The organism is Pseudomonas sp. SAR267 (assembly GCF_052077595.1).
Lineage (GTDB): Bacteria > Pseudomonadota > Gammaproteobacteria > Pseudomonadales > Pseudomonadaceae > Aquipseudomonas > Aquipseudomonas vlassakiae.
In genome coordinates this window covers 1,980,034-1,992,370 of record NZ_JBQIHU010000001.1, presented here as the reverse complement: position 1 = coordinate 1,992,370, position 12,337 = coordinate 1,980,034, and the positions used below count along the sequence as shown (strand labels likewise).

Genomic DNA, 12,337 nt, shown 5'->3' with positions numbered 1-12,337 from the left:
TTGAGCGAAACCGAGAGCGACAGCACCCGCGCGCGTTTCCTCGAGGTTTTCCTCGCCCAGCGTGCGCGCATGGAGGCGTTGGTCAGCCGTCGGGTAGGCTGCCGCGCTACTGCGTCCGACCTGGTGCAAGAGCTGTTCCTGCGCTTCTGGCGTCGCCCCGAGGTCAAGGTCGAAGCGCTCGATACCTACCTGCTGCGCTGTGCCGGCAACCTTGCCATCGATCATCTGCGCAGTGCAGGCAGTCGCGAACGCCTTGCCGAAGCCTCGCTGCAGCGTGATGAAGCGGCTCTGGCCCAGGCGCCAGAGCAGGCCGTCGAGGTCGATCATGACCTGCAGCGCATTGAAGCCGCCCTGCGAGCGCTGCCTGAGCGTACCCGGCAGATTTTTCTGCTCAACCGCGTCCACGGCTGCAAGTACGGCGAGATCGCCAAGGCCATGCAGCTTTCCCAGAGCAGTGTGGAAAAGCATATGATGCGCGCCCTCGAAGCGTGCAAGGCCAGTGTTGCCGAGCCCGCGACCTTCACTCGCAGGCCTGGGAGCGCCCGCCGATGAGCCACCCAGACCCGGTTACCGCTGCCCAGTCCGAGGCTGCCTTGCAGTGGCTGATCCGCATCAACGAGCAGCCTGAAGCGGCAAGCAGTGCGCCGTTCAAGCGCTGGTTGCTGGCCGATCCCAAGCATCGCCAAGCCTATGCCGAAGCCCAGTTGCTGATGCAGCTCAGCGAAACACCGGCAGCGCGTCTGGCGCAAGAACAGCATGCAGACCTGCAGCCTTACTTGCTGGCCATGGCCAAGCCACCCGGCAAAAGCCACTGGCGACGCGCTGGCATGGCGTTGGCAGCGGCGTGCCTGGTGCTGGCGGTCAGCGTGGCGGGTGGCTGGCGGCCGGGTGACTGGTTACTGGACCTGCAGGCCGATTTCAGCAGCAGTGATGCGATTCGCCAGGTAACCCTGGCGGACCAGTCGCAGGTGACCCTGGATGCGGGCAGCGCCATCGCCGTCGATTTCCGGCAAGGTGAACGCCGTGTACGCCTGCTGCATGGCGCAGCGTTCTTCGAGGTTACCCATACCGGGCAGCCATTCGTGGTGGAAGCGGCTGGCGGCGAGGTTCGGGTGCTGGGTACGCAGTTCGAAGTGCGTGACCAAGGGCAGGGTGCACAGGTCATCGTCCGCAGTGGGCGTGTGGCCGTCATCCCGGCCGCGGGGCAGGCCGGCCAGATACTGACGGCCAACCAGCAACTGGCCTATGCCGATGGGCACGCAGGCGAGCTGGCGAGTGTCGACGGCGACAGCCGCCTGGCCTGGCGCCAAGGCTGGCTGAACTATTACCAGGTGCCGCTGGCGCAGGTAGTGGCAGACCTGGGTCGGTACTACCCCGGCCGTATCGTGTTGTTGGATGGAGTATTGGGGCAGCGCAAGGTGAGCGGCAGTTTCCCGGTGGATGAGCCTTTGGCTGCACTGGATTCGCTAGGCAAGGTGCTGGGTTTCTCGCGGCAAACCTTGCTGGGGCGGCTGACCGTGATCCGCTGAAAAAAAATTGCAAAAGCGGATGAGGTAACCAGACGCTGCATCCGTGTAATGAGTGGAAGTGCGATTCATTCGCAGTAATAACCCTCTCACAGGTCAGCGTCCATGAAGTTCACCTCGCGTTGCGTCTCCCTCTGGTTTGGCCTTGCAGTGTGCCCGGCCATCACCGCTGCCCCTGGCCTCATGGCCGCCGAGCAACTGCAACTGCACGCTTTCGACCAGCCCGGCCAACCGCTGGCCCAGGCCCTGAGCGCCTTCAGCCGTGCCACTGGCCAGAGTGTCGTCTACAGCCTCGAACTGCCTGCTGTGCAGGCCCCGGCCCTCAATGGCTCGTTCAGCGCCGAGCAGGCCCTGCAACGGCTGCTGGGTAGCAGTGGGCTGAACTGGCGCCGCCTTGATGCACGCACCCTGACGCTCGAACCTGTAGATACCTCTGGCGCCCTCAACCTGCAGGCCACCACGGTGACCTCGCAAATGGACAGCTACAGCTATCAGCCACCCGCCAGTGCCTCGATCATGCGCGGCCAGGGCCCCGCCCAGGACATCCCGCAGGCGATCAACGTGGTACCGGCCCAGGTCATCCGCGATCAGGCCCCACGCAACCTTGACGACGCGTTGGCCAATGTCAGTGGCATTACCCAGGGCAACAACTTCGGTGGCACGTCCGACACGGTGATGAAACGCGGCTTCGGTGACAACCGCGACGGCTCGATCATGCGTGACGGCATGCCGGTGGTGCAGGGCCGCAGCCTCAATGCCACTACCGAGCGGGTCGAAGTGCTCAAGGGCCCGGCCTCGCTGCTGTACGGCATCCAGGACCCGGGCGGGGTGATCAACGTGGTCAGCAAGCGCCCGCAACTGCTGCAGTACAACGCCCTGACCGTGCGCGGTTCCACTTACGGCAGCGGCAAGAATGGCAGCGGCGGCGGCTTCGACAGCACCGGCGCGTTGGGCGACAGCAACTTCGCCTACCGCCTGACCGTCGATCACGAGGACGAGGATTACTGGCGCAACTTCGGCGTGCACCGCGAATCGCTGGTGGCGCCATCGTTGGCCTGGCTCGGCGAAGACACCCAGGTAGTGCTGGCCTACGAGCACCGCGAATTCCTCTATCCGTTCGACCGCGGCACGGCATTCGGCAGCAACGGCCACCCGCTGGACATTCCGGCCACCCGCCGCCTGGACGAGCCGTTCAACGACATGGAGGGGCGCTCCGACCTGTACCGCCTGGAGGTCGACCACCAACTGGCCGACGACTGGAAGCTGCACTTCGGCTACAGCTTCAACCGCGAAACCTACGATGCCAGCCAGGTTCGCGTTACCGGCGTGAACGAGGCCAAGGGCACGCTGACGCGCAGCATCGACGGCACCCACAACGCCATGAGCCGCGACCAGTTCGCCACCTTGAGCCTCAATGGCAATGTCGAGTTGGCCGGTATGCAGAACGACCTGCTGTTCGGTATCGACCACGAAGACCGCAAGATCTTTCGTGGCGACCTGATCCGTCAGACCTCTCGATCGGCCTTCAGCTACCTGAATCCAGTGTACGGCCAGGAGGTGGAGGGCAGCACGGTGCGTGCGAGCGACAGCGACCAGACCGACAAGCTGCGCACCGACGCCTTGTTCGTGCAGGACGCGCTGCACCTGGACGAGCACTGGATTCTGGTAGCGGGCGCGCGTTACCAGCAGTATGACCAGTACGCCGGCCGTGGTCGCCCGTTCAAGGCCAATACCGACAGCAACGGCCAGGCCTGGGTGCCGCATGCGGGCATCGTCTACAAGGTCGATGACCAGCTGTCGTTCTATGGCAGCTACAGCGAGTCGTTCAAGCCCAACTCCAGCATCGCCCCGCTGACCGGGGGCGTGGTGCTGGATTCCTCGGTGGCGCCGGAGGAGGGCAAGTCCTGGGAGCTGGGCGCCAAGCTCGACATGCCGGGCAGCCTCACCGGTACCTTGGCGCTGTTCGATATCACCAAGCGCAACGTGCTGGTTTCCAACTTCGACAGTGGCACTGGCGAGACGGTCTACAGCAACGCCGGGGAAGTCAGCTCACGCGGCGTGGAGCTCGACCTGACCGGGCAGCTCAGCGAGCGCTGGAGCCTGATCGGCAGTTACGCCTTCACCGATGCCAAGGTGACCAAGGACCCCGACCTTGAAGGCAACCGCCTGCAGAACGTGGCCCGGCATACCGGTTCGCTGTCGGCGGTGTATGACTTCGGCAGCCTGCTGGGTGGCGATCGCCTGCGTTTCGGCGCCGGGGCGCGCTATGTGGGTGAGCGGTCGGGGAACGCGACCAACACGTTCGACCTGCCGAGCTATACCGTGGCTGATGCATTCGCCACCTATGAGACCAAGCTTGACGAGCACAATGTGCGCTTGCAGCTGAACGTGAAGAACCTGTTCGACAAGGTCTACTACAGCTCGGCGGTCAACCAGTATTTCGTGGCGATTGGCGATGCGCGGCAGGTGAGCCTGTCGAGTACCTTCGAGTTCTGAGCCTTGTACCGCCTGTGCCGGCCTTTTCGCGGCTAAAGCCGCTGCAACAGGGATATCACAGGTTTTGAAAACTGTGCAGTACTTGTGGGCTTTAGCCGCGAAGGGCCAGACGGTAATCGCCAGGGGTTGCACCGAGTGCCTGGCGGAAGCGGTTGCTGAAATGGCTGGCACTGGCAAACCCGCACAATAGTGCCACCTGGCCCAACGGCAATTCGCCCAGGCGCAAGAGCTGGCAGGCCCGATGTAGCCTGCGCGCCAGCAGGTACTGATGCGGCGGCAGGCCAAAGCTGGTGCGGAACATCCGCGCAAAGTGGTACTCGGACAGGTTGCAGCGCAGTGCCAGTTCTCCCAGGGTGATCGGCTGGTCGAGATGCGCCTCGATGTACTCCACCAGCTGTCGGCGCAGGCTCGGCGCCAACCCGCCCTTCAGGCGCAACCCTTGGCGCAGGCCAACCTGGTTGAGCACGGCATGGTCGACGATCTCATGCGCCAGGCTGCTGGCCAGCAGACGCTCGGCGGGCTCATCCCAGTCCAGCGTGATCAACTGGCGAAAGCGCACGGATTGTTGCGGGTCATCGAGGAAGGTCGCTTCCTGCAGTTGCAGTTCGCGTGGCTCGCGATCGAGCAGGCGCACACAACCCAAGGCGAACTGCGCTTCGCTGATGTACAGGTGGGCCAGGCGAATTGCACCGTTCACCACCCAGTTCGACTCGTGCCCTGCCGGCATGATGCACAGCTTGTTTGGCGCGCCCTTGTCGGCCGGGCGCTGGCGACGAAAGGTGCCGGTGCCGTCGGCGATATAGCACGACAGCGTGTGATGGCTCGGCGCCTGGTAGTCGCGCGCATCGTCGCGGTTGCGCCACAACGCCGCCGCCAAGCCGTCGCCCAGGTGCGCGCTCAGCTCCAGCCGGGCGTTGGGCGAGGCGTGCATGGCGTTGAACACTTGCAGTTGGGTGAGTGGGGGCATGGGCAATTCCTCTGGCCTCATCCTACTGCGCCCGCGTTGCGCTGACAGCCACCCAGGGGCGAAAAGCGCAAGTTTGTGCAAGCGCGTGGCGGCGGGCAGGGAGAACACTGACGGCGTTGAAACTTGATAGGCCCAAGGAACCGCCGCCATGAACCTCGCTCTGTACCTGCTAACCGTCCTGATCTGGGGCACCACCTGGATCGCCTTGAAACTGCAACTGGGCGTAGTCGCCATCCCGGTGTCGATCGTCTACCGCTTCGCCCTGGCCGGCCTGATCCTGTTCGCCATGCTTCTGCTCAGCCGCCGCCTGCAGCCGATGAATCGGCGTGGCCACCTGATCTGCCTCGCGCAGGGCTTGTGCCTGTTCTGTGTCAACTTCATGTGCTTCCTCACCGCGAGCCAGTGGGTTGCCAGCGGCCTGATCGCCGTGGTGTTCTCCACAGCCACCTTGTGGAATGCCCTCACTGCCCGGATCTTCTTCGGCCAGAAGATCGCCAGCAATGTCCTTGCGGGCGGTGCGCTTGGCTTGCTCGGCCTGGGCTTGCTGTTCTGGCCCGAGCTGTCGCACCACGCGGCCAGCCGCGAAACCCTCTACGGCCTTGGCCTGGCACTGCTTGGCACGCTGTGTTTCTCGGCTGGCAACATGCTCTCCAGCATGCAGCAGAAGGCCGGGCTCAAGCCCATGACCACCAATGCCTGGGGCATGCTCTATGGCGCGGCGATGCTGGCGGTGTATTGCCTGGTCAGCGGCATCCCTTTCGCCATGGAATGGAACACCCGCTACATCGGTTCGCTGATGTATCTGGTCATCCCAGGCTCGGTGATCGGTTTCACCGCCTACCTGACCCTGGTCGGGCGCATGGGGCCGGAGCGGGCTGCCTACTGCACCGTGCTGTTCCCGCTGGTGGCGCTGAATGTGTCGGCATTCGCCGAAGGCTACCAGTGGACGACACCGGCGCTGCTGGGCCTGGTGGCGGTGATGGCGGGCAATGTGCTGGTGTTCCGCAAACCACGGCCCAAGCCGGCTGCGGCCTTAGCATGAGGCGGTCAGACAGCGGGGCTGTTGTCTGTCGGCTGGCCGCGAGAGATGCGGGGCAGCTGCTGCTGGATGGTGAACTCAACGCGCGCCGGTTTGATGCCGCTGAATGGGCAGTGGCTGGCCTCTTCGCGGGCACGCCCGCTCCCACTGGATCACCACAGGCTTGAGCCTTGTGCGGTACCTGTGGGAGCGGGCGCGCCCGCGAAGAGGCCGGTACAGGCGCTAGAGCATTATCAACCTTTCCAAACCTGTGGATTCACCAGATCCCGTGGCCGCTCACCGAGCAACGCTGCCCGCAGGTTCTCCATCGCCCGGTTGGCCATGGCCTCTCGGGTTTCGGCAGTCGCCGAACCAATGTGCGGCAAGGTCAGCGCATTGGGCAGCTGGAACAGCGGCGACTCGCTCAGCGGCTCCTTCTCATACACATCCAGGCCGGCGCCGCGAATAGTGCCGTTCTGCAGCGCCTCGATCAGCGCCGCCTCGTCGACCACCGGTCCGCGGGCGATGTTGATCAGGAACGCGCTCGGTTTCATCAGCTTCAGTTCACGGGCGCCGATCAGCTTGCGCGTGGCGTCCGACAGCGGCACCACCAGGCAGACGAAGTCGGCCTCGGCCAGCAGCTGCTCCAGGCTGCGGTACTGGGCGCCCAGCTCCTGCTCAAGGGCAGCCTTGCGGCTGTTGCCAGCGTACAGGATCGACATGTTGAAGCCGAAGCGGCCACGGCGGGCGACGGCGGCGCCGATGTTGCCCAGGCCGACGATGCCCAGCGTCTTGCCATGCACATCGCTACCGAAGTGCGAAGGGGCCACCGTGGCCTGCCAGTTGCCGGCCTTGGTCCAGGCGTCGAGTTCGGCGGTGCGGCGGGCGCAGCCCATGATCAGCGAGAAACCCAGGTCGGCGGTGCTTTCGGTGAGCACGTCCGGAGTGTTGGTCAGGGCGATGCCGCGCTCGTTGAAATAGTCGACGTCATAGTTGTCGTAGCCGACCGAGACGCTGGACACCACTTCGAGCTTGCCTGCACCTTCGAGCTGCGCGCGGCCTAGCTTGCGGCCAGCGCCGATCAGGCCGTGGGCCTCGGGCAGGGCTTCGTTGAACTGGGCACTGATGTCGCCGAGCTTGGGGTTCGGCACGATCACGTTGAAGTCTTGCTGCAGGCGCTCGGCCATGGCGGGGGTGATGCGGCTGAAGGCCAGGACGGTCTTTTTCATCGGCAACTTCTCGGGGCGGTGGGTCGGGTTGATTGGTTAGCAACCTACCATTGTCCACCGCCGCCGTGCAGCAGCTTTTTCAGTTGGCGATCAGCAATTCGTGGGTTTTCAGGTCGGCTTCATGGGCCGCCAGAATTTCCGGCAGCGAGTTGCGCAGGTACTCGACCCAGGTCTTGATCTTGGCATCCAGGTATTGGCGCGAAGGGTAGATGGCATACAGGTTGAGCTCCTGCAGCCGGTACTCCGGCATCACCCGCACCAGGCTGCCGTCGCGCAAACCATCGATCACCGAGTAGATCGGCAACACCCCCATGCCCATGCCACTGCGGATCGCGGTTTTCATCGCATCCGCCGAGTTGACCTGGAACGGTGAGCTGGTGATGTTGACCAGCTCCTGGCCCTCCGGGCCGTCGAACAGCCATTTTTCCAGTGGAATCACCGGGCTGACCATGCGCAGGCAGGCATGCTTGAGCAGATCGACCGGTTTATGTGCAAAACCGTGCTTGGCCACGTACTCGGGCGATGCGCAGACAATGCTGTAGGTGATGCCCAGGCGTTGCGAGACGAAGCCCGAGTCCGGCAGCTCGGTGGCCAGCACGATGGACACGTCGTAACCCTCGTCGAGCAGGTCGGGCACGCGGTTGGCCATGGTCAGGTCGAAGGTCACGTCCGGGTGCGATTCGCGGTAGCGGGCGATGGCGTCTACCACGAAGTGCTGACCGACCCCGGTCATCGAATGCACCTTCAATTGGCCGGCAGGCCGGGCATGGGCATCGCTGGCTTCGGCTTCGGCTTCTTCGACATAGGTAAGGATCTGTTCACAGCGCATCAGGTAACGCTTGCCGGCCTCGGTCAGGGCGATGCGCCGGGTGGTGCGGTTGAGCAGCCGGGTTTGCAGATGGGCTTCCAGGTTGGAGACCGCCCGCGACACGTTCGCGGTAGTCGTATCCAGTTGCGCCGCGGCAGCGGTAAAGCTGCCTAGCTGGGCTACGCAACTGAAAGCACGCATGTTTTGCAGGGTGTCCATGGGTCACTCTCAAGGTAGAGGACAAAATTGTGTCACGAAGTAACGCGAATGTGCGTTCGACCAAAGCCGGATTATCGCCGTTTCGGTAACAAAGATTCGCAAGAATATACGCTTATCGCCAGTGCGGCGGCCCCCTAGAATTGCGCGGCCCCTCCACCTCTTCCTCGGGAAATCGCAGCTGTGCCGCGTCGCATCATCAGAACGCTTCAAGTGTTCAGTGCCTGTGCCCTTTGTCTCACCTTGAGCGGCTGTATCGGAACCTGGGGTATCGCCCCGCAAAGCAAGACCCTGCAAGCCAACACCTTGATCACCGACGCGGCCATTCGCGAAGCGGCCAGCGACGCGCACTGGCCTGACCAGCGCTGGTGGCAGGCCTATGGCGACCCACAACTCGACCGCTGGATCGACCTCGCCGTAGCCGGTAGCCCAAGCCTGGCCATGGCCGCTGCGCGTGTGCGTGAAGCCAAGGCCATGGCCGGTGTGGTCGAGTCGGCGGAAAAGCTCCAGGTCAAAGGTGACGCCACGCTCAAGCGGCACAACTGGCCCGAGGACCAGTTCTACGGCCCTGGTGCGCTGTCGGGCGCCAACACCTGGGACAACAACGCCGCCATCGGCTTCAGCTACGCGCTGGACCTGTGGGGCCGCGAACGCAATGCCAGCGAGCAGTCGGTCGACCAGGCGCACATGAGCGTGGCCGAGGCCCGCCAGGCGCAGCTGGAACTGCAGAACAATGTGGTACGTGCCTACATTCAGCTGAGCCTGCAGTTCGCCCAGCGCGATATCGTCAAGGCCGAGCTGGAACAGCAGGAGCAGATCCTGGCCCTGGCCAAGCGCCGCCTGGATGGCGGCATCGGCACCCATTTCGAGGTCAGCCAGGCCGAGGCACCGCTGCCCGAAACCCATCGCCAGCTCGACAGCCTCGACGAGGAAATCGCCCTGACCCGTAACCAGTTGGCGGCGCTGGCCGGTAAAGGGCCGGGGGAGGGCGCGCAATTGCAACGGCCGAGCCTGGCCCTCGCGGCCCCGCTGAAGCTGCCGTCGAACCTGCCTGCCGAACTGGTCGGCCAGCGCCCGGACGTGGTCGCCAGCCGCTGGCAGGTCGCCGCCCAGGCCCGTGGCATCGATGTCGCCCATGCCGGCTTCTTCCCCAACGTCGACCTGGTCGGCAGCCTCGGCTTCATGGCCACTGGCGGTGGTCCGCTGGAATTCCTGACAGGGCGCAAGTTCAACTACAACGTCGGCCCGGCGATCAGCCTGCCGATCTTCGACGGTGGCCGCCTGCGCTCGCAGCTGGGCGTAGCCTCGGCGAGTTATGACGTAGCGGTGGCGCGCTACAACCAGACCGTGGTCGGCGCTCTGAAGAACATTTCCGATCAACTGATCCGCCGTGAATCGATGAAGGAACAGTCGCACTTCGCTGCCCAATCGGTGGCCGCTGCGCAGAAGACCTACGACATCGCCATGGTGGCCTTCCAGCGCGGCCTGACCGACTACCTCAATGTGCTCAATGCGCAGACCTTGCTGTTTCGCCAACAGCAGGTGCAGCAGCAGGTGCAGGCTGCCCGCCTGATCGCCCATGCCGAACTGGTCACCGCCCTGGGTGGCGGCCTGCAGGCTGGCCGGGACGTGCCGCAGGAAGAACGCCAGGCCGCGCCGAAAACCCCGGCCACCCTGGCCATTTTCGACAAGAAGGCGGATGACGCCGAATGAGCACTTCCAGTTTGCCCGTGCGCTGGCTGCAGAGCCTGGAATGGCGCCGGGGCTTCTTCGCCTGGGCGCGCACCGACGGCGTGACCTGGGTGTACATCTTCAAGGTGCTTGCGGCCGCGTTCATTACCCTGTGGCTGGCCATGCGCCTGGAGCTGCCGCAACCGCGCACGGCGATGATCACCGTGTTCATCGTCATGCAGCCGCAAAGCGGCCATGTGTTCGCCAAGAGCTTCTACCGGGTGCTCGGTACCCTGGCCGGTTCGGCGATGATGGTCGCGCTGATCGCCATCTTCCCGCAGAACACCGAGCTGTTCCTGCCCAGCCTGGCGGTGTGGGTCGGCCTGTGCTCGGCCGGCGCCATGCGCTACCGCACTTTCCGCGCCTATGGCTTCGTCCTCGCTGGCTACACCGCGGCGATGATCGGCCTGCCCGTGCTGCAGCACCCGGACCAGGCATTCATGGCGGCCGTATGGCGGGTGCTGGAGATCGCCCTGGGCATCCTGGTGTCGACCTTCGTCAGCGCCGCGGTCCTGCCGCAGTCGGCCAGTGCCGCCATGCGCAACGCCCTGTATCAGCGTTTCGGCGTGTTCGCCGGGGTCGTCGTGGAAGCCTTGCGCGGCGATAGCCAGCGCGACCGCTTCGAGGCCAGCAACGTGCGCTTCGTCGCCGAAGCGGTGGGGCTGGAGAGCCTGCGCAACGTTACCGCCTTCGAAGACCCGCACATGCGTCGCCGCTCTGGCCGATTGGTGCGCATGAACAGCGAGTTCATGGCCATTACCACGCGCTTCAACGCTTTGCACCGCCTGCTTGAGCGCCTGCGCGCGCGCGGCCCGCTACAGATCGTCGGCGCCATCGAGCCTGGCCTGAACACCTTGGTGGAGCTGTTGCAGCCCTATGTGGGCCGGGCCCTGACCGACGCCGATGCGCTGCGCCTGACGCTGGAGCTGGCGGCCTACAAGGAAGGCCTGCAGGCGCAGGTGCGTAGCTTGCGCGCCGACTATCTGGCCACCCAGCCCAGCGAAGCCGACCTGCTGGACTTTCACACCGCGTTCGAACTGCTCTACCGCTTCGTCGACGAGATGTACAGCTACGCCGAAACCCACGCTTCGCTGGCCGCGCACAAACACCAGCGCGAGCAATGGGACGAGCCCTACGTGGCGCAGACCAGCTGGCTGGTGTCGCTGGCCGCCGGTGTGCGCGCTTCGGCGGTGCTGTTGCTGCTGGGCAGCTACTGGCTGATGAGCGACTGGCCCAGCGGCGCCATGATGACCCTGATCGCCACCGTCACCGTGGGCCTCTCGGCCGCTTCGCCGAACCCCAAGCGCATGTCGTTCCAGATGGCCTGTGGTACGGCGATCGGGGCCTTCATCGGCTTCTTCGAAACCTTCTTCGTGTTCCCCTGGATCGACGGCTTCGCGCTGCTGTGCATGGTCCTGGCGCCGGTGTTCGTGCTCGGTGCGTTCCTCTCGTCGCGACCGGCGTACGCCGGTTACGGCATCGGCCTGCTGGTGTTCTTCGCCATCGGCTCGGTGCCGAACAACCTGACGGTCTATGACCCGTACAGCTTCATCAACGACTACATCGGCATGGTCATCGGCATGTTCGTCTGCGCCGCAGCCGGCGCGATCATCCTGCCGCCGAACAGCCGCTGGCTATGGAGTCGCCTGGAGCAGGAGCTGCGCGGGCAGGTGCTGTTCGCCATCAGCGGCCGCCTGCGAGGGCTCGGTTCGGCCTTCGAAAGCCGCACCCGCGACCTGTTGCACCAGGCCTATGGCCTGGCTGCCGGCAAGCCGCAGGTACAGAGCCAGCTGATGGGCTGGATGTTCACCGTGCTGGAGATCGGCCACGCCATCATCGAACTGCGCAAGGAGCAGGCCCGGGCTCCGATTCACCCGGCCTACGCCGAGTCACAACCGTGGCGCCAGGCCATTCGTGTCATGGGCCGCGCCCTGGCCCGCCTGTTCCTGCAGCCCAGCGCCAGCAACCACGAACGTGCCCTGGTCGCGGTGGACCACGCCATCGCTCGCGTGCAGGCCACCGACGAACCCTTCGCCCGGCACTTCGACACCTCGGTGCTGCGCCGGGTGCAGAGCTACCTGCACTTCATCCGTTCTTCACTGCTGGACCCACAGTCGCCGCTGGCACCGGCGAAAGGACTGAATCATGCCCCGTGAAATCGCCTTCCATGGCGTATACATGCCCACCATGACCCTGATGTTCCTGTTCGCCCTGGGCCTGGCCTGGGGCCTGGACCGGTTCATCGCCAGCCATGATGGCTACCGCTTCTTCTGGCACCCGGCGCTGCTGCGCCTGAGCCTGTTCGTCTGCCTGTTCGGCGCCCTGGCGCTGTCGCTCTACTGGTGA

At 64.7% G+C, this 12,337-nt stretch carries 10 protein-coding genes; 7 read left to right on the top strand and 3 right to left on the bottom strand.

The window, feature by feature from the left end; all coding sequences use genetic code 11:
- The 3 genes from ACTORR_RS09585 (at position 1) to ACTORR_RS09575 (ending at position 4,022) form a co-directional block, all read left to right on the top strand.
- Positions 1–552, top strand: a complete 552-nt coding sequence (locus ACTORR_RS09585) for an RNA polymerase sigma factor (protein WP_249342020.1) — start codon at positions 1–3, stop codon at positions 550–552.
- Positions 549–1,529 carry a FecR family protein gene (locus ACTORR_RS09580; protein ID WP_099815655.1) on the top strand — a complete coding sequence of 327 codons (981 nt, stop codon included), beginning with the start codon at positions 549–551 and terminating at the stop codon, positions 1,527–1,529. The genes ACTORR_RS09585 and ACTORR_RS09580 overlap by 4 nt, the downstream gene beginning before the upstream one ends.
- A gap of 102 nt (positions 1,530–1,631) precedes the next feature.
- Positions 1,632–4,022, top strand: a complete 2,391-nt coding sequence (locus ACTORR_RS09575; protein ID WP_262108679.1) for a TonB-dependent siderophore receptor — start codon at positions 1,632–1,634, stop codon at positions 4,020–4,022.
- A 91-nt stretch (positions 4,023–4,113) separates the two neighbouring features.
- Here the strand turns inward: ACTORR_RS09575 and ACTORR_RS09570 are convergent, their stop codons facing one another.
- Positions 4,114–4,989 (bottom strand): helix-turn-helix domain-containing protein, encoded by an 876-nt coding sequence (locus ACTORR_RS09570; protein ID WP_262108680.1) that lies wholly within the window; start codon positions 4,987–4,989, stop codon positions 4,114–4,116.
- A 148-nt stretch (positions 4,990–5,137) separates the two neighbouring features.
- Between ACTORR_RS09570 and ACTORR_RS09565 the strand changes: the two genes are divergently transcribed.
- Positions 5,138–6,031, top strand: a complete 894-nt coding sequence (locus ACTORR_RS09565; protein ID WP_262108681.1) for a DMT family transporter — start codon at positions 5,138–5,140, stop codon at positions 6,029–6,031.
- A 230-nt stretch (positions 6,032–6,261) separates the two neighbouring features.
- Here ACTORR_RS09565 and ACTORR_RS09560 read toward each other — a convergent pair whose 3' ends face one another.
- Both ACTORR_RS09560 and ACTORR_RS09555 read right to left on the bottom strand, forming a co-directional pair.
- Positions 6,262–7,236: a 2-hydroxyacid dehydrogenase gene (locus ACTORR_RS09560; RefSeq protein WP_262108683.1), complete on the bottom strand. Its 975-nt coding sequence runs from the start codon at positions 7,234–7,236 to the stop codon at positions 6,262–6,264.
- Between the two features lie 79 nt (positions 7,237–7,315).
- On the bottom strand, positions 7,316–8,263 hold the full coding sequence (locus tag ACTORR_RS09555) for a LysR family transcriptional regulator (RefSeq protein WP_027918463.1): 948 nt from the start codon (positions 8,261–8,263) through the stop codon (positions 7,316–7,318).
- Between the two features lie 180 nt (positions 8,264–8,443).
- On the opposite strand from ACTORR_RS09555, the gene ACTORR_RS09550 reads away from it, so the two are divergent.
- From ACTORR_RS09550 to ACTORR_RS09540, 3 genes are read left to right on the top strand one after another with little or no spacing between them, the layout of a single operon-like run.
- Positions 8,444–9,973, top strand: coding sequence for an efflux transporter outer membrane subunit (locus ACTORR_RS09550; RefSeq protein ID WP_262108684.1), 1,530 nt, complete (start codon positions 8,444–8,446; stop codon positions 9,971–9,973).
- The gene (locus ACTORR_RS09545; RefSeq protein ID WP_262108685.1) at positions 9,970–12,147 is read left to right on the top strand and encodes an FUSC family protein; all 2,178 of its coding nucleotides are present in this window, start codon (positions 9,970–9,972) and stop codon (positions 12,145–12,147) included. Before ACTORR_RS09550 ends, ACTORR_RS09545 begins: the two co-directional genes overlap by 4 nt.
- Positions 12,137–12,337 carry a DUF1656 domain-containing protein gene (locus ACTORR_RS09540; protein ID WP_008097766.1) on the top strand — a complete coding sequence of 67 codons (201 nt, stop codon included), beginning with the start codon at positions 12,137–12,139 and terminating at the stop codon, positions 12,335–12,337. The genes ACTORR_RS09545 and ACTORR_RS09540 overlap by 11 nt, the downstream gene beginning before the upstream one ends.